This window comes from Streptomyces sp. NPDC039465, from assembly GCF_055639315.1.
Genome location: NZ_JBVKAP010000004.1, coordinates 465,490 through 485,650, shown reverse-complemented (window position 1 = coordinate 485,650; position 20,161 = coordinate 465,490). Strand labels below are relative to the sequence as shown.

The 20,161-nt window shown below is 72.9% G+C and carries 18 protein-coding genes; 6 read left to right on the top strand and 12 right to left on the bottom strand.

Annotation, left to right across the window (positions count from 1 at the left end; genetic code table 11):
• Window positions 1–152: 152 nt before the first annotated feature.
• Entirely contained in the window at window positions 153–662 is a 510-nt protein-coding gene (locus ACZ7LT_RS16750) for a hypothetical protein (protein ID WP_471236782.1), read from the top strand.
• Here the strand turns inward: ACZ7LT_RS16750 and ACZ7LT_RS16745 are convergent.
• Window positions 653–1,537, bottom strand: coding sequence for a glycoside hydrolase family 19 protein (locus ACZ7LT_RS16745; protein WP_471236781.1), 885 nt, complete (start codon window positions 1,535–1,537; stop codon window positions 653–655). The genes ACZ7LT_RS16750 and ACZ7LT_RS16745 overlap by 10 nt on opposite strands.
• Before the next feature lie 187 nt (window positions 1,538–1,724).
• Between ACZ7LT_RS16745 and ACZ7LT_RS16740 the strand changes: the two genes are divergently transcribed.
• Window positions 1,725–3,257 carry a substrate-binding domain-containing protein gene (locus ACZ7LT_RS16740; RefSeq protein WP_471236780.1) on the top strand — a complete coding sequence of 511 codons (1,533 nt, stop codon included), beginning with the start codon at window positions 1,725–1,727 and terminating at the stop codon, window positions 3,255–3,257.
• Window positions 3,258–3,332: 75 nt separating this feature from the next.
• Window positions 3,333–5,213, top strand: coding sequence for a serine/threonine-protein kinase (locus ACZ7LT_RS16735; protein ID WP_471236779.1), 1,881 nt, complete (start codon window positions 3,333–3,335; stop codon window positions 5,211–5,213).
• 87 nt (window positions 5,214–5,300) lie between these two features.
• Here ACZ7LT_RS16735 and ACZ7LT_RS16730 read toward each other — a convergent pair whose 3' ends face one another.
• The gene (locus tag ACZ7LT_RS16730) at window positions 5,301–6,584 is read right to left on the bottom strand and encodes an adenylosuccinate synthase (RefSeq protein ID WP_471236778.1); all 1,284 of its coding nucleotides are present in this window, start codon (window positions 6,582–6,584) and stop codon (window positions 5,301–5,303) included.
• A gap of 175 nt (window positions 6,585–6,759) precedes the next feature.
• Here ACZ7LT_RS16730 and ACZ7LT_RS16725 point away from each other — a divergent pair, with 175 nt between their 5' ends.
• Window positions 6,760–7,593, top strand: coding sequence for a diacylglycerol kinase family protein (locus ACZ7LT_RS16725; protein ID WP_471236777.1), 834 nt, complete (start codon window positions 6,760–6,762; stop codon window positions 7,591–7,593).
• 131 nt (window positions 7,594–7,724) lie between these two features.
• Here the strand turns inward: ACZ7LT_RS16725 and ACZ7LT_RS16720 are convergent, their stop codons facing one another.
• Complete coding sequence (locus ACZ7LT_RS16720; RefSeq protein WP_471236776.1) at window positions 7,725–8,222, bottom strand: GbsR/MarR family transcriptional regulator; 498 nt, start codon at window positions 8,220–8,222, stop codon at window positions 7,725–7,727.
• 84 nt (window positions 8,223–8,306) lie between these two features.
• On the opposite strand from ACZ7LT_RS16720, the gene ACZ7LT_RS16715 reads away from it, so the two are divergent.
• The gene (locus ACZ7LT_RS16715) at window positions 8,307–9,203 is read left to right on the top strand and encodes an ABC transporter ATP-binding protein (protein WP_471236775.1); all 897 of its coding nucleotides are present in this window, start codon (window positions 8,307–8,309) and stop codon (window positions 9,201–9,203) included.
• A complete protein-coding gene (locus tag ACZ7LT_RS16710) occupies window positions 9,200–10,768 on the top strand; it encodes an ABC transporter permease (RefSeq protein ID WP_471236774.1) in 1,569 nt (522 codons plus the stop codon). Before ACZ7LT_RS16715 ends, ACZ7LT_RS16710 begins: the two co-directional genes overlap by 4 nt.
• A 67-nt stretch (window positions 10,769–10,835) precedes the next feature.
• Here ACZ7LT_RS16710 and ACZ7LT_RS16705 read toward each other — a convergent pair whose 3' ends face one another.
• The 9 genes from ACZ7LT_RS16705 to ACZ7LT_RS16665 form a co-directional block, all read right to left on the bottom strand.
• Entirely contained in the window at window positions 10,836–12,002 is a 1,167-nt protein-coding gene (locus tag ACZ7LT_RS16705) for a cytochrome P450 (RefSeq protein WP_471236773.1), read from the bottom strand.
• A 90-nt stretch (window positions 12,003–12,092) separates the two neighbouring features.
• Entirely contained in the window at window positions 12,093–12,752 is a 660-nt protein-coding gene (locus ACZ7LT_RS16700) for a response regulator (protein ID WP_471236772.1), read from the bottom strand.
• The gene (locus tag ACZ7LT_RS16695; protein ID WP_471236771.1) at window positions 12,749–14,119 is read right to left on the bottom strand and encodes a sensor histidine kinase; all 1,371 of its coding nucleotides are present in this window, start codon (window positions 14,117–14,119) and stop codon (window positions 12,749–12,751) included. The genes ACZ7LT_RS16700 and ACZ7LT_RS16695 overlap by 4 nt, the downstream gene beginning before the upstream one ends.
• A 32-nt stretch (window positions 14,120–14,151) precedes the next feature.
• Window positions 14,152–15,012: an NAD(P)H-binding protein gene (locus ACZ7LT_RS16690; RefSeq protein ID WP_471236770.1), complete on the bottom strand. Its 861-nt coding sequence runs from the start codon at window positions 15,010–15,012 to the stop codon at window positions 14,152–14,154.
• An 88-nt stretch (window positions 15,013–15,100) separates the two neighbouring features.
• Window positions 15,101–15,766: a response regulator gene (locus ACZ7LT_RS16685; protein WP_471236769.1), complete on the bottom strand. Its 666-nt coding sequence runs from the start codon at window positions 15,764–15,766 to the stop codon at window positions 15,101–15,103.
• Window positions 15,763–17,061, bottom strand: a complete 1,299-nt coding sequence (locus ACZ7LT_RS16680; RefSeq protein ID WP_471236982.1) for a sensor histidine kinase — start codon at window positions 17,059–17,061, stop codon at window positions 15,763–15,765. Before ACZ7LT_RS16680 ends, ACZ7LT_RS16685 begins: the two co-directional genes overlap by 4 nt.
• A 1-nt stretch (window position 17,062) precedes the next feature.
• Entirely contained in the window at window positions 17,063–18,208 is a 1,146-nt protein-coding gene (locus ACZ7LT_RS16675; RefSeq protein WP_471236768.1) for an acyltransferase family protein, read from the bottom strand.
• Window positions 18,201–19,133, bottom strand: a complete 933-nt coding sequence (locus ACZ7LT_RS16670; RefSeq protein ID WP_471236767.1) for an alpha/beta hydrolase — start codon at window positions 19,131–19,133, stop codon at window positions 18,201–18,203. The genes ACZ7LT_RS16675 and ACZ7LT_RS16670 overlap by 8 nt, the downstream gene beginning before the upstream one ends.
• A gap of 152 nt (window positions 19,134–19,285) precedes the next feature.
• Entirely contained in the window at window positions 19,286–20,155 is an 870-nt protein-coding gene (locus ACZ7LT_RS16665; protein ID WP_471236766.1) for an alpha/beta hydrolase, read from the bottom strand.
• Window positions 20,156–20,161 lie beyond the last annotated feature (6 nt).

Here is a 20,161-nt window from a genome sequence, read left to right as displayed (position 1 = left end):
CCCGAGCCCGTGGTGGCTCGGCAGCGGATCCCGGTCGCCGCCGTCCCGGGCTGAACGGCGGTTTCGAGGCCGACGGCGTCTCCCCCGTCCGGGGGAGCCGGTTCGTCCGTCGGCGTGATCACGTGCGCGTGGGCGCCGACGAGTCTGGACCTATGACCGAACGATCCGTCCCCCGGTGGGCTCTCGCCGTCGCACGCGCCATCCCGCTCGTCGCCCTGCCCGTCTGCCTCTGGCGTCTGCCGTACGCCTTCGGCTACGACATGGGCAGCACCGAGGAGCAGCAGCCCTGGCAGTGGTGGGTGATGCTGTACGTCTTCGGGCTGAGCGTGCTGTCCGAGGCGTTCTGCCTGCTCTGCTCCGGGCTGGTGCGCCCCTGGGGCGAGACCGTGCCCGCCTGGGTGCCGAGGCTCGGCGGGCGGCGCATACCGCCCGCCGTCGTGCTCGTTCCCTCGACGCTCGCGGGGCTGGTCCTGACCTTGCTCTTCGTGGACTGGCTGCAATCGTTCCTGCGGATCGGCGACCGCGTCCGGCCCCCGTACGCCGACGGCTGGTACGAGCTGGCGATGACCGTCAGTGGCCTGTTCAACCTGATCGGTCCGCTCCTGCTCGCGCTCACCTTCGCCTACTACCGGCGCCGGTGCGTGCCGGTCCGTCAGCAGTAGAGGTTGCCGCCGGGCGCGACGCCGAGGATCTGGGTGAAGCGCTGGTAGTTGTTCACACGGCTCTGGACCTGCGCCGGGTTCTTGCCGTCGCACTCCAGGGAGCCGTTGATGGAGCGGATGGTGTGGCCGAACCCGGCCTGGTTGACCATGGCGTTGTGGGCGGTCATCGTGCCGGGACCGTTCTGGGTGTTCCAGTACCACAGGCCCGTCTTCCAGGCGACGGCCGCGTCGCGCTCGACGCGGTACGGGTCGCGCAGGAGGTCGATGCCGAGGGCGTCACCGGCCGCCTTGTAGTTGAAGTTCCAGCTGAGCTGGATGGGGCCGCGGCCGTAGTAGGCGGCCCGGCCGGCCGGGCAGCCGTAGGGCTGGCTCGCGTCGCAGTAGTGGGGGTAGTTGGCGGTGTTCTGCTCCACGATGTGGACCAGGCCGCCCGTCTCGTGGCTGACGTTGGCGAGGAAGGCGGCCGCTTCCTGCTTCTTCACCGTGTCGCTGCCGGTGGTGGCGAAGCCGGGGTAGGCGCTGAGCGCGGCGGTCAGGCCGCTGTAGGTGTAGAAGGCGTTCCGGTTCGGGAACATCTGGTTGAACTGGGCTTCGGAGACGACGAATCCGGACGGGTTCGGGCCGGGGCCCGGGTCCGTACCGCCGCAGGCGCCCTGGTCGGCCCAGACCTCGGCGCTGCCGGGCCGCTCGTTCTGGGTCCACCATTTGGCCTGCCAGTTGCGGCCGTTGTACGAGGCGGTGTTGCCGCCCCAGTAGACGCTCGACGCGTTCCAGGCACTGGCGCACGCCGCCGCGGACGCGGTGGCGGGGAGGAGCACGGCCAGTCCGACGGCCGTGGCGAGCACGGCGAGAAGGCTCAAGAGACGACGCATCATGCACGGTTCCTTCCGTGTGGGGGAAGGCCAAGGAACCGCGATTGGTATGGACCTGTCAAGGTCTAGACCAGATGTCGTTACGTACGGGACCTCCGGCGAGCCGGGCGAGCTGAACGAACGGCGAACTCCAGGCGGCGCAAGCCGACTTCATGCCCGCGCGCGCCCCCGGCGTGCCTACGGTGGCGCCGTGGAGTGGGTCAACCCCGAGAACACCGTCGCCGTCCTGACCGCCCTGCTGGGCGTGCTCGTCTCCGCCGGTGTGCTCTGGTACGAGCGCCGTGTCCCCCGCCGCAAGCGCATCGGCTACCGCGTCCAGCTCGACACCCCCATCGGCAGCGGCGGAGACGCCGGCGGCGGCCGGGCCAACGTCCGGCTCGGGCTCTTCAACGAGACCCCCGACATGTCCGACGCCACCCTCGTCCTGCTGCGGGTGGAAAACGACGGCGCCCTGTCCATCGCCGGCGACGACTACACCGGGCGCGGCACGCACGGCCTCACCGCAGAGTTCCACGGCCGGACCGTCCGCGGCATCGCCGTCACCCAGCCGACCGGCGCCGCCCACCTCATGGACCACTTCACGGCCGCCGCGGGGCTACGGCACAGCGGCTCCACCATCCATCTGCCGCGCGTCCCGCTCAACCAGGGCGAGCACTTCAAGCTCCTCGTGCTGCTCACCGGCTCCGGGGTCGGCGGCGCCGTCACCGTCACGGGCGGCATCCGCGACGGCCGGGTCCGGCCCAACCACGCGATCCTGCCCGACGACAAACCGCCGGTGTTCAGCCGGGCGGCCCGGACCATCACGGTCGTCCTCACCGCCTGTGTCATCGCCCTCGCCTCGATCATCGTCGTACGGGACGACTCCCCGCCGCCGATGGGCTGCGCCCGGGGCACGCTGACCGTCACCGGCTCGACCGCCTTCGCGCCCGTCCTGCGGGAGCTGGCGAAGAAGTACGAACGGGACTGCGAGGGCGCGACCGTCGTGGTCGACGCCCATGGCTCCACCGCCGGGATAAGAGAGCTGGCGGAGAAGGGCGCGAAGAAGAGCGGCGGGGCGCCGGCCCTCGTCGCGCTCTCCGACGGGCCCAAGCCCGGCGGCTATCCGCAGCTGCGCGAGAGCCGGATCGCGGTCTCGCTCTTCACCCTCGTCGTCAACGACAAGGTCCCGCTGAAGAACCTCTCCCTCGACGCCGTCCGCCGGATCTACAGCGGCGACGTCACCAACTGGAAGCAGCTCGGCGGCCCCGAACTGGACGTCCTGCTGGTGAGCCGGGACGCCAACTCCGGGACGCGGGAGGTCTTCCAGCGCCGCGTCCTCGGCCGCAACGAACCCGCCCAGTCCTCCCGCGACTGCTCCACCAAGGACGACCGCCAGGCCCGGGTGGTGCGCTGCGAACTCGACTCCACCGAACAGGTCCTGGACACCGTGGCCAGGCTGCCGGGCGCCATCGGCTACAGCGAACTGCGCACCGGCAGCGGGCTGAAGGGCCTGCACCGGGTCGGGATCGACGGACGGGTGGCCAATGTGGACGAGATCGGCGAGAGCACGTATCCGTACCGTGAGATCGAGTACGCCTACACCTACGGGCAGCCGCCGGCGGACTCGCTCACCTCCAGCTTCCTGACCTATCTGAGCCGGGGCAGCGGCCAGGACGTGATCCGCACGCACGGCCATCTGCCGTGCGCGACGCCGAAGGGGCTGCGGATCTGCGGGGAGGACTGAGAGCCGGAGACCCGAGAGGGACGGAGACGGCGGCCGAGACCGGCCGGTGACCCTGGTCTGGCATGCTCTTCTCGCGTGGAGCCCTTGCTTGGTGAAGACCCGGCCACCGTCGGACCGTTCCGCCTCCTCGGGCGGCTCGGCGTGGGCGGGATGGGGCGGGTCTATCTCGCCCGGTCCGCGGGCGGCCGTACGGTCGCCGTGAAGGTGGTGCACGGCGAACTCGCCGCCCAGGACGAGTTCCGCAGACGCTTCGCCCGGGAGGTCGCGGCGCTGAGACGGGTCGGCGGGACCGGCACCACGCCGGTCCTCGGCGCGGACACCGACGCCGAACCGCCCTGGGTCGCCATCGGATACGTACCGGGACCGTCGCTGCGGGCCGTGGTGGCCGAGGAACACGGGCCGCTGCCGCCCGAGTCGGTGCGGTCGCTGGCGGCCGGACTCGGCCGGGCGCTCGGCCATGTGCACGGCGCCGGGCTCGTCCACCGCGATCTGAAGCCCTCCAACATCCTGCTCACCGTCGACGGGCCGCGGCTGATCGACTTCGGGATCGCCCGGGCCGTCGACACCGTCACCGACGGCGGGCTGACCAGCACGGGTGCCGTGGTCGGCTCGCCCGGGTTCATGTCGCCCGAGCAGGTGCGGGGCGAGAAGCTGACATCCGCCTCGGACATCTTCTGCCTGGGTTCGGTGCTGGCGTACGCGGCGACGGGGCGCTCCCCGTTCGGTACGGCGGACAGCGGGGTGCACGCCACGATGTTCCGGATCGCCCATGACGAGCCGGATCTGGAGGGGCTGCCCGACGAGCTCCAGGGGCTGGTCCGGGCCTGTCTGGCCAAGAGCCCGGGCGAGCGTCCGAGCGCGGAGGAGATCGCCTCGGCGCATCCGGTGGCCGACCCCTGGCTGCCGGCCGGGGTCCTCGCCGGACTCGGCCGGCACGCGGCCCGGATCCTGGACACCGACGGCGCCGGTGCCGGTGAAGGTGACGGCGCCGGCTCCACACCGAGCTCCGCACCGAGCTCCGGAGAGGATGGCGCCACACCGGTCACCCCGCTGCCCCGGAGGGCGAGCCGGCGGCGTACCGCGCTCGTGGCGGGGGCGGTGGCGCTGGTGCTGGCCGCCGCCGGGGCGCTGACGGCGACGTACTGGCCGAAGGACGGCAAGGAGTCGCCCGAGGGCAAGGGAGGCGGCTCCGCCTCGGCGTCGGCGCAGCCCGCCGGGGTCGTGCCGCCGGCGTTCATCGGCGCGTGGGAAGGGGTGCTGAAGGGCACCGCCGACATCCCGCACGAGACCGTCCGGATCGAGATCACCCAGGGCCGCCCGGGCGCGAAGACGGCCGTCTACGCCCACATCACCGGCGAGCGGCTGTGCATGGGCCGCTCCACACTCCTCTCCGTGGACGAGAACCGGATGGTGTTCGGCGAGAGCGAGGTGACCACCAGCGTCCCGGCGACCCGCTGCACCCCGGCCGCCCACCAGACGCTGACGTTCCGTTCCCAGAACGTCCTGGACTGGACCTCCGGGGCGGTCTCGACGACGTTCCGCAGGGCGAAGACGGGCCCCGACATCGTCCCCGCGTCGCTGGTGGGCCACTGGAAGGCGCCGCCGTTCGCCGAGATGTCCGCGAAGGAGGCCGACCGCTACGACTACCGGGTCACCGTCACCCAGGGCCCGGTCGGCGCCCCGCTCGTCCGCTTCGAGCAGACCTTCCCGAAGCGGGACGAGGAGACCGGCGCGCCGGTCGCGGGCACGGTCCACTGCGCGAGCACCGCGGTCGTCGGCGCGGCCGGGTCGCTGCTGGTCGTGGGCCCCACGACCCGGGATCCGGACGCCTGGGACCCGGAATGCGCCGAGTCGCCCGCCTCGAACCTCCGGGTCGACCGCTACCAGGGCAAGGAGCGGCTGCTGGTGTACGGGATGGGGTCGGACGGGGAGCCGGGCGAGTTCTTCCGCCTGTAGCGGTCTTGAGCGGTACGCGCCTCAGCGGTACGCGCGAAGGGCGCCCGGCTCGGAAGCCGGACGCCCTTCGTCTTCACACGTGCGGGTCTAGAGGAACGAGTTGATCTCGATCGTCTCGGTCCGGCCGGGGCCGACGCCGATCGCGGAGATCGGCGCGCCCGACATCTCCTCCAGCGCCTTCACGTACGCCTGCGCGTTCTTCGGCAGGTCGGCGAAGGTCTTCGCCTTGCTGATGTCCTCGGACCAGCCCGGCAGCATCTCGTAGACCGGCTTCGCGTGGTGGAAGTCGGTCTGCGAGTACGGGAGCTCCTCGACGCGCTTGCCGTCGATCTCGTACGCGACACAGACCGGGATCTGCTCCCAGCCGGTGAGCACGTCCAGCTTGGTGAGGAAGAAGTCGGTCAGGCCGTTGACGCGGGTCGCGTAGCGGGCGATGACCGCGTCGAACCAGCCGCAGCGGCGGTCGCGGCCGGTGGTGACACCACGCTCGCCACCGATGCGGCGCAGCGCCTCGCCGTCCTCGTCGAAGAGCTCCGTCGGGAACGGGCCGGCGCCGACGCGGGTCGTGTACGCCTTCAGGATGCCGATGACGCGGCTGATCTTCGTCGGGCCGACACCTGCGCCGGTGCAGGCACCGCCCGAGGTCGGGTTCGACGAGGTGACGAAGGGGTACGTGCCGTGGTCGACGTCGAGCAGGGTGCCCTGGCCGCCCTCGAAGAGAACGACCTTGCCCTCGTCGATGGCGTTGTTGAGGATCAGGGTGGTGTCGGCGACGTACGGCCTGATCTGCTCCGCGTACTGGAGCATCTCTTCGACGATCTTGCCGGGCTCGATGGCGCGGCGGTTGAAGACCTTGGCGAGGAGCTGGTTCTTCTGCTCCAGGGCCGCCTCGACCTTCTGCTCCAGGATCGACTCGTCGTAGAGGTCCTGGACGCGGATGCCGACGCGGTTGATCTTGTCCGCGTAGGTCGGGCCGATGCCGCGGCCGGTGGTGCCGATCTTCCGCTTCCCGAGGAAGCGTTCCGTCACCTTGTCGAGCGTGACGTTGTACGGCGTGATCAGGTGGGCGTTTCCGCTGATCAGCAGCTTGGACGTGTCGACGCCGCGGTCATTGAGCCCGCTCAGCTCGGAGAGCAGGACCGCCGGGTCCACGACGACACCGTTGCCGATGACCGGAGTACATCCCGGCGAGAGGATTCCGGAAGGGAGCAGATGCAGCGCATACTTCTGGTCGCCCACGACGACCGTGTGGCCGGCGTTGTTGCCGCCCTGATAGCGCACCACATAGTCAACGGATCCACCGAGGAGGTCGGTGGCCTTTCCCTTGCCCTCGTCACCCCACTGAGCACCGAGCAGCACAAGTGCGGGCACAGGCGTACACCCCTTCCGGGTGGGGCATGTCCAAGGTCAGGGGGCAGTAAAACGTCGTACGACGGTGTACGACACAGCCTGAGCCGTCGAACCGGTTGCCCCGGAATAGACGAAGCCCCTGGCGCAATAGCGCAAGGGGCTCTTGCACAAAGATGCTACCCGAGGAAGGACCGAGGTGTCGGCTCCCGACCAGCTCCTGGTGGTCATCGACCCGGTCGCGCGCCGCAGCGACGGCGAGTCCGTACGGATCGCGAAGGATGTCCTGAGTGCCGGATCGTCGGCGAAGATCTGCTTCCCGGAGGACCCCCAGGAGTACGCGAGAGCCTTGGCGCGCCGGGGTTCCCGCAGGCCCGTCGTCATCGGTGACGACGGGTCGCTGCTGCGGATGGTGACCCTGCTGCACCGGGAGCGGGAGCTGTCGGCGGGGGCGGTGTCGATGGTTCCGGTGGGGGCCGCGGGCTCGCTGGAAATCGCCCGTTCGCTCGGCGTGCCGATGGGCGCGGTGGCGGCGGCGCGGACGGTCCTGGAGGGGTCCGCCCGGCGGCTGGATCTGCTCGTCGACGAGAGCGACGGGGTGGTGGTCGGGGGGCTGCGGATCCCGGCGACGACCGGTTCCCCGGGGCCGCCCGGCCATCCGTCGTCGGTCTGGGACACCTGCCGCTCGCTGGTCCGCACGCTGGTGCGCCCCGCGCCCGTCCTCGCGGCGGTGCGCACGCACCGGCTGCGGGTGGAGGCGGACGGGGTGCTGCTGAGCGATGTGGACGAGCCCGTGGAGGCTGTGAGCGTCCGTTCCACGGCGGGCCGCGCGGAGGTCGTGGTGCGCCCGCCCACGGGGTCGCCGCTGCGGGCGGTGGCGACGGCGGTCACGGTCTCGGGCCCGGACTTCCGCTACCGCGCGGACACGGTCCTGTCGGGCCCGGTGCGGAAACGTACCTGGACGGTCCGCCCGGGGGCGTGGGGCCTGACGCTGCCGCGCGCCTGGCCGCCGGAGCAGCGGAGAGCGGGCTGAGGCAGCGGCGCGCCTTGGCGCCGGACCAGCGGGCCGCGGGCTGACGCGGCCGTGCGCCTGGCCGCCGGAGGCGCTCGCCGCCCGGTCCGCGCGCGGCGCGCCGGCCTCCGGCGCGCCGCCTGGCGCGGCCCCTACTCCGCCGCGGAGCCCGCCGCGTCCTTCGTGGCGCGGTGGGCCCGCCAGCGGTCCAGCATGCCGAGCATCTCCTTCTGCAGGAACGCGAAGAACTCGGCCGTCTCGGCCGTCCGCGCGCCCGCCGCCGTGTCCTCGCCCAGCGTCCGCGCGCCATCCCTGAGCACCTTCTCCCAGCGCGACAGCATCTGGTCCCGGCGGGTGAACGTCTCGTACCAGAGCTCGTTGTGGAGCACGTACCGCTCCCGGCGCGAGCCCGGGTCGCGCTCCCGGCTGACCATGTTCACCTGGGCCAGATAGCGCACGGCGCCGGACACCGCCGCCGGGCTGATCCGCAGGTGCTCGGAGAGCTCCGCGGAGGTCATCGACGCCGACTCGGAGGCGAGGAGGGCGGCGAAGACCCGGGCGGCCATGCGGGACATGCCCGCTTCCGTCAGCTCGGCGGCGAACCGCTCCACAAAACGGGACACATCTTCATCAGTGGTCATGTCGGGCATCGTCTCCCTCGCTCGCGATCTCGATACGACTTTATACGCTTCCTTAACTTCATAAATTTGTGAAACTAGCGTAGGTTCACAACCATGACGAAGGCAATCACCGTCGCCGGACTGCACAAGTCGTTCGGCCGCACGCACGCACTGGACGGCCTCGACCTCGACGTCGAGACCGGCGAGGTCCACGGCTTCCTCGGCCCCAACGGCGCCGGGAAGTCCACCACCATCCGGGTCCTGCTCGGCCTGCTGCGCGCCGACTCCGGCGCCGCCCAGCTCCTCGGCAAGGACCCGTGGCACAACGCGGTCGAGCTGCACCGGCGGATCGCCTACGTCCCCGGAGACGTCACCCTCTGGCGCAACCTCTCCGGCGGCGAGGTCATCGACCTGTACGGACGGCTGCGCGGCGGCCTCGACAAGGCCCGGCGGGCCGAGCTCGTCGAGCGGTTCGAGCTCGACCCGACCAAGAAGGGGCGTACGTACTCCAAGGGCAACCGCCAGAAGGTCGCCCTCGTCGCCGCCTTCGCCTCGGACGTCGACCTGCTCATCCTCGACGAGCCCACCAGCGGCCTCGACCCGCTGATGGAGGAGGTCTTCCAGAGCTGCGTCGCCGAGGAGCGCGACCGCGGCCGGACCGTCCTGCTCTCCTCGCACATCCTCAGCGAGGTCGAGACCCTCTGCGACCGGGTCAGCATCATCCGCAAGGGGCAGACGGTCGAGACCGGTTCACTCGCCGACCTGCGCCACCTCACCCGTACCAGCGTCACCGCCGAACTGGCCGGCCCGCCCAACGGGCTCGCCCATCTGCCCGGCGTCCACGACCTCGACGTCCAGGGGCTGCGGGTCAAGCTCCAGGTCGACACCGACAAGCTCGACGCCGTGCTCCGCTCCCTCACCGAGTCGGGGGTGCGCTCGCTCACCAGCACCCCGCCCACCCTGGAGGAGCTGTTCCTCCGCCACTACACGGACGAGGTGACCGCGCGATGAGCGCCCTCGCAGGAACCGGAACGCTCGGACGGCTCGCGCTGCGCCGCGACCGGCTGATGACGCCGCTGTGGGCGGTGGTCGTCGGCGGACTGGCGGCCAGTGGCGTCGGTTCCCTGGCCGCCCTGTACGACACCGCGGCGAAGCGGGCCGAGATGGCCGCATCGATGAACGCCAACAGCTCGATGAGATCGCTCTACGGGCCGGTCTTCTCCGACTCCGTCGGAGGGCTCGTGGCCTGGCGGTTCGGCACCTTCACCGCCGTACTCGCCGCTGTCATGAGCCTGATCATCGTGGTGCGGCACACCCGCGAGGAGGAGGAGACGGGCCGTCAGGAGATGCTCTCCGCCGGGATGGTGGGGCGGCGCGCCCCGCTGACGGCGGCGCTGCTCGCCGCGCTCGTCGCCAACGCAGCGGTGGCCCTGATCGTCACGGCCGGGCTCGCCGGGCAGGGCGCGGGCGGGGCGCTCGCCCTCGGCCTCGCGGTCGGCGGGACCGGCATGTTCTTCGCCACGACGGCGGCGATCGCCGCGCAGCTCACGGAGAGCGCACGGCTCGCCAAGGGCCTGACGGCGGCGGTGCTCGGGCTCGCGTTCGGCCTGCGGGCGGCGGGTGACGCGGGGACGGCCGGGGGCGGTTCGGTGCTGACCTGGCTCTCGCCGCTCGGCTGGGCCGAGAACGTACGGGCCTTCGCCGGCGAGCGCTGGTGGGTGCTGCTGCTGATCGCTCTCACCGTGGCCGTGCAGGCGGCGGTGGCCTACGGGCTCGCCGGGCGGCGCGACGTCGGCATGAGCTTCCTGCCGGCCCGCCCCGGACCGGCCGAAGGCCGCATCGCCACGGTCGGCGGCCTCGCCTGGCGCCTCCAGCGCGGCAGCCTGCTGGGCTGGTCGGCCGGCTTCCTCCTCGCCGGGCTCGCCTTCGGCGGGATGGCCGACGGCGCGGCGGATCTCGTCGGCGACAACGAACAGACGCGCCAGATCTTCGAGCGGATGGGCGGGCAGGCGGGCCTCAGCAACGCGTTCCTCGCGACGATGGCCGGGCTCCTCGGAATGATCGGCGCGCTGTACGTGGTCGGATCCGTCCTGCGGCTGCACGGCGAGGAGACCTCACAGCGGGCGGAACCCCTGCTGGCGGGCGCGGTCGGCCGGCTGCGGTGGGCGGCGGGCCATCTGGCCATCGCCTTCGGCGGAGCCGTGGTGATCATGTTCCTCGCGGGGACGGGCCTGGCGGTGTCCTACGGCCGGGACTTCGGCCCGATCCTCGGGGCGTGCCTCGTCCAGCTGCCCGCGATCTGGGTCCTTGGCGGCCTGGCGGTGCTGCTGTGGGGCGCGTTCCCGAAGGCGGCGGTGGCAGCTTGGGGCGTGGCGGGGCTGGCCCTGGCCCTGGGCTGGATCGGCCCGGCGCTGGACCTGCCCCGGTCGGTCCTGGACCTCTCCCCCTTCGGCCACCTGCCGAAGCTCCCGGGCGGCGCGATGGAATGGCCGCCGGTGCTGGTCCTCGCGGGTGTGGCGGCGGCTCTGGTGGCGGTGGGGCTGGCGGCGCTGCGGCGGCGTGATCTGACGACCTGACGGGCTTTGCGCTCGTGCCCCCGGTGCCTGGTCGGCGCCGGGGGCACCGCCCAATGACGGGGTGCCCTCACACCGCCACCGGCAGCGACTCCAGTCCCCTCAGGACGAAGCCCGGCTTGCGGCGCGGGGTGGCGGCGAGCGTCAGGGACGGGGCGCGGGTGAGGAGGGCGGAGAGGGTGGCGGAGAGTTCCAGCCGGGCCAGGGGCGCGCCCAGGCAGTAGTGGATCCCCGCGCCGAAGGAGATGTGGGGGTTGTCGCGGCGTGCGAGGTCCAGGGTGTCCGGGTCGGCGAAGACCGCCGGATCGCGGTTGGCCGAGCCGAAGAGGAGCGCGACCTCCGCGCCGCGCGGGATGGGGACGCCGTCGACCTCGATGTCCTCCAGGACCCACCGCTCGAAGAGCTGGAGTGGGGTGTCGTAGCGCAGCAGCTCCTCCACGGCCGTGGGCAGCAGGGCAGGGTCCGCCCGCAGCGCCGCCAGGGCTTCGGGGTGCCGGAACAGCGCCCACCAGCCGTTGACCGTCGCGTTCACCGTCGCCTCGTGCCCCGCGTTCAGGAGCAGCGCGCAGGTGGAGACCATCTCCTGCTCGCCGAGGTCGACGGCGATCAGCCCCGAGATCAGGTCGTCGCCCGGCTCGACCCGTCGCCGGGCGATCAACTCCCGTAGGTACGCGGAGAATTCGTCCGAGGCGCGTACCGCGCGCCGGGCCGCCTCCTCGGACGGGTTCAGCTCGTACATCCCGCAGATGTCGGCCGACCAGGGCCGCAGCGCCGGCCGGTCCTCTTCGGGGACACCCAGCATCTGCGCGATGACGGCGACCGGCAGCGGCTCGGCCACCGCCGTGACCAGGTCCCCGCCGCCCTCCGCGACGAGCCGGTCCACCAGCTCGTCCGCGAGCCCCTGGACGTAGGGCGCCAGCCGCTCCACCGTGCGCGGAGTGAACGCCTTGGACACCAGACGCCGGATCCGGGTGTGGTCCGGGGGCTCCAGATCGAGCATGCCGTGGTCGTTGAGGGTGTGGAACGGCTCCTGCCAGGCCGGCGGGGCGGGCCGGTCCGGGTACGTACGCCCCAACCGCCGGTCCCGCAGCAGCCCGGACACGTCCGCGTGGTGGGGTACGAGGAACTGCCGGGTGGGCTCGTACCACCGCACGCGCCCCTTGGCCCGCAGCTCGGTGTACGCGGGGTACGGATCGGCGACGAAGGCGGCCGAGGACGGATCGAAGGCGAGGTCCATGCCGGGACGCTACCGGCCCGCTTGCGGCCCGCCCAGTGCGCGGGCGGCGGCCCCCCTGCCCGCCGCCCCGCCGTACGCGCCCGCCGCTCCCTACCCCGGCGTCACCAGCCGCGCCTCGTACGCGAAGACCGCCGCCTGCGTCCGGTCCCGTAGACCCAGCTTCACCAGGATCCGGCTCACATGCGTCTTGATCGTCGACTCGGCCACCACCAGATGGCCGGCGATCTCGGCGTTCGACAAGCCCTGGGCGATCAGCACCAGGACCTCCGTCTCCCGTTCCGTCAGGTCGCCGACCTGGGCCAGTGCCGGGAGCTTCGGGGTCTCCGCCGCCTTCGCGAACTCGGTGATCAGGCGCTTGGTGACGGTCGGGGCGAGCAGCGCCTCGCCCGAGGCGACCACCCGCACCCCGTCCGCGAGCTGGCGCGCCGAGGCGTCCTTCAGCAGGAAGCCGGAGGCGCCCGCGCGCAGCGCCTGGTACACGTACTCGTCCAGGTCGAAGGTGGTCAGCACCAGCACCTTCGCGTCAGCGTCGGCGGCGACGATCTCGCGGGTCGCCTCGATGCCGTTCAGTTCGGGCATCCGGATGTCCATCAGGACCACGTCCGGACGGAGCGCCGCGACCTGGGCGATGGCCTCGCGGCCGTTGACGGCCTCGCCGACGACCTCGATGTCCGGCATCGCGCCGAGCAGGACGGAGAAGCCCTCGCGGACCATCATCTGGTCGTCCACGATGAGGACCTTGATCGTCACTGCGCCTCCTCGCGCGGGACCGGGATGAACGCGGTGACCTCGTAGCCGCCGTCGTCCGTCGGCTCGGCGGTCATCTCGCCGTTCAGCATGGTCACCCGCTCCCGCATGCCGGTGATGCCGTGCCCGGCGCCCGGCGACGGCTTCACCAACCCCCGCGCGGGGCCGTTCACCACCCGCAGCGCCAGGCCGCCGAGGACGTACGACACCTCGACCTTCGCGGGCGCGCCGGGCGCGTGCCGCAGGGCGTTGCTCAGGGCCTCCTGGACGATCCGGTACGCCGACAGCTCGACACCCTGCGGCAGCTCCCGCACCGCGCCGACGACGGTCCGCTCCACGCTCAGGCCCGCGTCGCGGACGTTGGCGAGGAGCGCGTCGAGGTCGGCGAGGGTCGGCTGCGGGGCGTCGGGGGCCTCGTAGTCCTCGGCGCGGACGACGCCGAGGACGCGGCGCAGTTCGGTCAGCGCGGCCACGGCGTTCTCGCGGATCGTGGCGAAGGCCTTCTCCAGCTCGGGCGGCGGGTTCTCGACGCGGTAGGGCGCGGCCTCCGCCTGGATGGCGACGACGGACATGTGGTGGGCGACGACGTCGTGCAGCTCGCGGGCGATGGTGGTGCGCTCCTCCAGGAGCGTGCGCCGGGAGCGTTCGTGCGCGGTGACGGTCTGCTGGGCGGTGACCTCCTGCCGGGCCTCGCGGCGCACGTGCAGGGTGGTGGTGACCAGCAGGGTCATGGCGGTGATGAAGAGCAGCGGGCCCGCGATGGGTGCGCCGTCCTGGCCCAGGAAGACGGTGGCGAACAGCGCGTACGCGGCGGTGAGCGCCCACATCCAGGCGGCGGCGCGCGGCCGGGTCCGCAGCGCGACCACGGTCACCACGACGATGTGGGCGAGGAACGAGCTCGGCGCCCATGCGTCGATGCCGGACAGGAACGCCACGAACGGCGTGGAGCCCAGGGAGAGCCAGAACGCCGCGCGCGGCCGGACCAGCGTGAGCAGGATCGCCGTGGCCGGCACGAAGCCGGCGATCACGAAGACCAGCTCGTCGGAGTAGGGCACCGAGCCGGTCGTGTAGGCGATGGGGAAGGTCAGGAACGCCAGGAAGGCGATCAGTGCGTGCGGCAGCCAGCGCACGTGGTGGCGTATCCGGGACGGCAGCCGGCGGATGACCGGGCCGTCGGTCCGCAGCGGCCGCAGCAGGCGGTACTCCATGGGGTCGTCGAGGAGGTCGTGGCGCAGGCCCCGGAGCGCGCCCACGGCCAGGCGGTATTCGGGGCTGCGGCTGGGCGTGTGGGGCGCGCCGTGCGCGCCGGGGCTCTGCGTCTTGGTCACATCAGCCAAGGTAAAGGGGCGGACGGACGCGGTCGTCCCCATGGATGGGGATCCTTCCGCGTCCGTCCCAGGTACTACGCGGTCGGCGGCCGGAACAGCGCCGCGTTCTCCGCGGCCCAGGACGCGAACGTCCGCGCCGGGCGGCCGGTGACCTTCTCCACCGTCCCGGAGACGGTCCGGCCGACCTCGGGGGTGTTGCCATACGCCTCCACGAGGAAGCCGATCACGTCCTCTCCCAGGCCGGCGGCCCGCCACTGGGCGAGGGCCTCCTCCTCGGTCAGCTCGACCAGCCGGATGGGGGTGCCGCCGGCCGCGGCCAGGGCGTCGACCTTGTCCTGGAGGGTGAGGACCTCGGGGCCGGTCAGTACGTAGTCCTGGCCCGCGTGGCCCTCCTCGGTGAGCGCGACGGCGGCGACCGCGCCGATGTCGCCCTCGTGGACCATGGCGCTGAGCCGGTCGGTGAACGGCTCGCGGACCTCGCCGGTGTCGCGGATGCCGTCGGCCCACTCCCGGGCGTTGCCCATGAACTCGACCGGCATCAGCACGGTCCAGTCCAGGTCGCCCGCGCGCACCGCGTCCTCCAGGAGCGAGGGGCCGCCGCCGTGCAGCACGGTCACCCGGCGCACTCCGGCGCGCCCGGCCAGCTCCAGGATCCGGGGGCCGGTCTCCAGGGGCGCGAAGTACGGGCCGCCGAAGGTGATCAGGTGCAGGCCGGTGACGCCCTCCAGGGCGGCGGCGAACGAGTCGGGGTCGGTCAGATCGCCCTCGACCGCCTCGACGCCCCGCGGGAGGTCCGCCCGGGCGGCGTCCCGGGTGAGGGCGCGGACCTGGTGGCCGCGGGCGAGGAGTTCGGTGACGACCTGGCGGCCGACGGTTCCGGTGGCGCCGGTGACAAGAACGGTCTCGGCGGGGGTGCTGTTCGTCGTGTTCGTCATGGGTCGAAGGTAGGAAGGCTTGCGGTCAGGTTCTGTCCGCAAGCCTTCCGCGATCCGTCCGCGATCCCGGCCCTGGAAGTCCGCGGTTTCAGTAGCCCGCCGGGCGCACGATGCCCGTCTCGTACGCGTACACCGCCGCCTGCGTCCGGTCCCGCAGCCCCAGCTTCACCAGGATCCGGCTCACATGCGTCTTCACGGTCTGCTCGGCGACCACCAGCTCCCGGGCTATCTCGGCGTTCGACAGCCCCTGGGCGACCAGGGACAGGACCTCGGTCTCCCGCTCGGTCAGCGCCCCGACCCGGTCCTTGAGCGGGGCCCGCGGCGGCCCGCTGAGCCGGGAGAACTCGGCGATCAGGCGGCGGGTGATCCCGGGGGAGAGCAGCGCGTCCCCGCCGGCCACCACCCGGACCGCCTCGGCGAGCTGCTCGGCCGAGGCGTCCTTGAGGAGGAAGCCGGAGGCTCCGGCGCGCAGCGCCTCGTACACGTACTCGTCGAGGTCGAAGGTGGTCAGGACGAGGACCCGGATCCCGGGGTCGTCGCCGGTGATGCGCCGGGTCGCCTCGATGCCGCCGAGCTCGGGCATGCGGATGTCCATCAGGACGACGTCCGGCTTCAGCTCGGCGACCCGCGCCACCGCGTCGAGGCCGTCGACGGCCTGGCCGACGACCTCGATGTCCGGCTGGGTGTTGAGCAGGACCGTGAATCCCTGACGGACCATCATCTGATCGTCGGCGATCAGGACCCGGATCGTCATGTCTGCTTCTCCCCGCTGGTGTTCGGTAGGAAGGCGGTCACTTCGTAGCCGCCGTCGGGTGTGGTGCCGGTGGCCAGTTCGCCGCCGAGCATGGCCGCGCGTTCGCGCATGCCGAGCAGTCCGTGCCCGGCGCCCGGACTGGCCGGGGCCGGCTTCGCCGGGGCGGTGTTGGTGATCCGCACGCGCAGGCCCGGCGGCGCGTAGCCGAGCTCCACCCGCACCTCGGCGCCGGGCGCGTGGCGGATCGCGTTGCTGAGCGCCTCCTGCACGATCCGGTACGCCGACAGCTCCACGCCCGGCGTCAGCGGGCGACGCTCCCCGGACAGCTCGCAGATGACGGCGAGTCCGGCGGTACGGGCGTTGTCGAGGAGGGAGTCGAGGCGGTCGAGGGTGGGCAGCGGGGCGTGCGGCGCGGCCTCCGCGCCGGTGGGGTCCTCGGAGCGCAGGACGCCGAGGACGCGGCGCAGTTCGGTGAGCGCGTCCAGGGCGTTCTGGCGTATCCCGTCGAGGTTCTCCCGCAGCTCCGGCGGCGGGTCCGCCACCAGATGCGGGGCGACCTGCGCCTGGATGGAGATCACGGACATGTGGTGGGCGACGACGTCGTGGAGCTCGCGGGCGATACGGCTGCGCTCCTCCAGGACGGTGCGGCGGGTGCGTTCCTCGGCGGTGAGGACCTGCTGTTCGACGAGACGGGTCTTCGCCTCGCGGCGGGCGCGCAGCGAGGCCCCGACGACGGTCACGCCGGTGAAGAGGATCGCCGAGAGCAGCACGGTCGGCGCGTGCGAGTGGTCGCCGGTGAGCCCCTCCAGGAGGGCACCGAGCCCGACGCTGAGCACGACCGCCGCGCCCGCGACCCGGACCGGCCTGCGCAGCGAGAGCAGCAGCAGGACCATCGAGTGGGCGAGCAGCCCGGTGCTGAGCCAGGGCCAGGACTCCCCGGGGAACTGGTAGGTCTTGGCGCCCTCGGCGGCCGCCGCGGTCGCCCCCAGCGACAGCCACAGCGCGGGCATCGGCCGGAACATCGCGAGGACGACCGCGGCGAACTGCGCCAGGGCGACGACCTCGGGGAGGGCGCCGCCCGAGAAGGCGTAGGACTGGACGAGCAGATTCCCGTGGGCGACCCCGAGGAGCAGGGCGTAGACCACCACAAAGACGTGCGGGGACCGGCGCAGCCAGCGCGGTCCGCCCGTGGGCGGCAGCGGATGCCGGCCGGTGTCGCCCAGGTCGTCGCGGAGCGCGCGCCAGGCCCGGCCCGGCAGGCTCGCGGCGTCGAGGGGTGTCTTCACCGGCCCCACCCTAGGCATGACGGGTCCGGCCGACGCGGCCGGTCCCGTCCCCGGCCTTGCGGGGCCCCTGCGTCTCATACGTACGGAACACCGCCCAGCACACGGTCAGGGCCAGCGCGAACACCGGCAGCCAGGCGAGCCGGGCCGCCACCCAGGCCGCCCCGTCGGGGACGGTGTGCAGTCCGGTGCGCCGGCCGCCAAGGAGCAGGCCGGTGGCGGTGACCGCCATCATCGCCGTCTGGTGCCAGAGGAAGACGGTCATTGCGGAGAGGTTGAGCAGGGCCGTGGCGGCCCAGAGCGCCGGGCGCCGCATGGCGCGGCGCAGGGGTTCGAGGAGCAGCAGGGCGAGCCCGCACTGCGCGATGCCGAAACAGACGGCGGCGAGGGTGGGCGGGTTGAGGTTGGAGACCTGCGCGCCGGGCACGCCGACCATGGCGGCCGGGTAGCCGGCCCCCAGGACGAGCGCGGCGGTCGCGGCGGCGCCGCCGAGGGTCATCAACCAGGCGGCGCGCCGGCCGAGCTCACCGCGCGCCCACAGCGTGCCGAGGGCGTACGGGACCATCCAGCCCGCGGCGACGTTGACCCAGCCCAGCTGGTCCGGGCCGTCGAAGCCGAAGCGGATCAGGTCCACGTGCAGCACGACGGCGAACGGCCACAGCGGGCCGATCCGGGCGGCGAGCGGGGTGGCGACGGTGAGCGCGGCGAAGACCAGCAGGAACCAGAGCGGGGAGAGGACGAGCTTGAGGAGGGTGTGCAGCGTCTTCGGGTCGGTGCCGGTCGCGGTCAGCGCGACCGCGGCGACCGTCCACAGGCCGAGAAGTGCCACGACCGGGCGGAAGAGCCGCGCTAGCCGCCCGGTCAGCCAGGCCCGATGGCCGGTGCCGCGGGCCCGCGCGGAGGCGTGGCTGCGTGCCGCGACCATGCCGCCGACGAAGAAGAACACGGCCAGCGGCTGCAACGCCCAGGAGACCGGGGCGAGATACGGCATGTGCTGGAGGGGGCTGGCGGCGCGCAGGGTGCCGCTGTCGGCGACCAGGGCCGTCACCAGCCAGTGGCCGAGGACGACACCGAGGATGGCGAAGGCGCGCAGGGCGTCCGCTGCGCGGTCGCGGTCGGGCGGGGTGGCACGGTCGATCCGGCGTATCAGCTCACGCACGGCCGTCCCCCGTCCCGACCTCACGCACGATGTGGGCGATGCTGCGCAGGGCGGTGGAGCCGGGCCTGAGGTAGTCGCTGTGACCGGCGTCGCCCGCGTCGAAGGTGCGTGCGCCGTAGCCGGGCGAGACGGGGTCCGCACCGTGGCCGACCGTCGCGCCGAACAACTCCCCGCTGACGTACGGCACTTCGGCGATCCAGTCGTCGCTGCCGCGCCCGGCCCACACCCGCGCCTTGGTGGCCAGCGCGGCGGCGCTGTCGACGCCGGTGCCGGGGCTGCCGTAGAGGATGAGGTCGTCGACGGCGAGGCCGGACGCGGCAAGGCCGCAGACGACCGAGCCGTACGAGTGGCACAGCGCGGCGACCCGGGCGCGAGGGTTCAACCGGCCCATCTCCCGTACAAAACCGCGGAGTTCGGGGGCGGCGTCGGCGGCGCGGCCGGGGGTGAGGACGGCGGTGCCGACGGTGGCCGGGGTGTCGTAGCCGAGCCAGGAGACGACCGCCGCGCCCGGGCCGAGCTCGCGGTGCAGGGCGCGGGCGCCCTTGGCGAACCGCTCGTAGGTGTCGAGGGTGGTGTCGCTGCCGGGGACCAGGACGGCGATCCGGGTCGCGCGGGCGAGGTCGCCGTGGACCTCCACGGCGCGGCCGGTGCCCCGCGCGTCGAAGGTGAGCAGCCGCCGGTCGGGGTCGGCGAGGACCCGCAGGTGCGCCGCCCGCTTGTGGTCGCCGTGGGCGTCGGCCATACGGGCGGCCTCGACGGCGTTGTCGCGGTTGGCGGCGTACCGCGCCTCGGGCCCGGCGGCGGCGTCGAGGACGGCGGGCAGGGGCGCGGGGACCCTCGGCACCGTCGCACCGCACAGCGGCACGGCCACGGCGGCGGTGACGAGAAGGGCGAGGAAGGAGCGGCGGAACCGGCTGCTGTTCATGCCCCGACGCTATGAATCGTCCCTTGTCACCGGCATCACGCTGGAGAGGACACCTCGGGGGTAGCTCTCAGGTATGACGGGTAGGTGGTGTCACCCCTGGCGGTAGCCGCGCGGGTGTACGGGGGCCCGGGGGGCGATCCCATCCGCCGGTCTCACCAGGCCAGTTGGGCGATCTCCTCCGCGACGACCGCGCACGCGTCGGCCGCCGGGTCGATCAGGGGGAAGTGGCCCACGTCCTCCAGGAGCGTGAGGCCGACGGTCTCGCCCGACAGGGCCGCCGCCTCGACGTACGCGTCGGCGACCGCCTGGGGGACGACGACGTCCTCGCGGCCCTGGACGAGCGTCGTGGCGATTCCGGTCGGCAGCAGCGAGGCCGGGTCGGCGGAGCCCATCCGCGCGTCGAACTCCTCCTTGCCACCGAGGAGTTGAGTGACCGCCCCACCGCAGACATCGAGCTCCACGGCGCGTGCGAAGTGGGCGATGGGGGCCAGGGCGACCACACCGCGCAGCGCGGGCGGCGCCGGAAGGCGCCAGGGCGAGCCGAGGGGCAGGACGTGCCGGGCCGCGGCCCACAGGGCGAGATGGCCGCCCGCCGAGTGGCCGGTGAGCACGATCCGGCGCGGGTCGGCCTGCGGCAGGTGTCGCGCGGCCAGCTCCGGCAGCGCGTCCAGTGCGGCGGCCACGTCGTCGAAGGTCTCGGGCCAGCGCCCGGCGACCGGGTCGGTGCCGCGCGGGCGGGGGATCTCGCCGCCGCGCCGGTACTCGACGTTGGCGACGGCGAATCCGCGCCGTGCCAGGAAGTCCGTGAACGGCGTCAGGTGGAGCCGGTCGTACGGCGCCCGCCACGCCCCGCCGTGCAGGGCGATGACCAGCGGCGCCCGCTCCTGGCCGCCCCGGGGGGCGTAGAAGTCGACGACCTGGTCGGGGTGTTCGCCGTACGCGGCGGTGACATCCGGGGCGACTGCCGGGTGCGAGAAGGCCGATGCTTCCTCGGCGGCGTCGCGCGCGGCGGGGTCGAGCATGCTGTT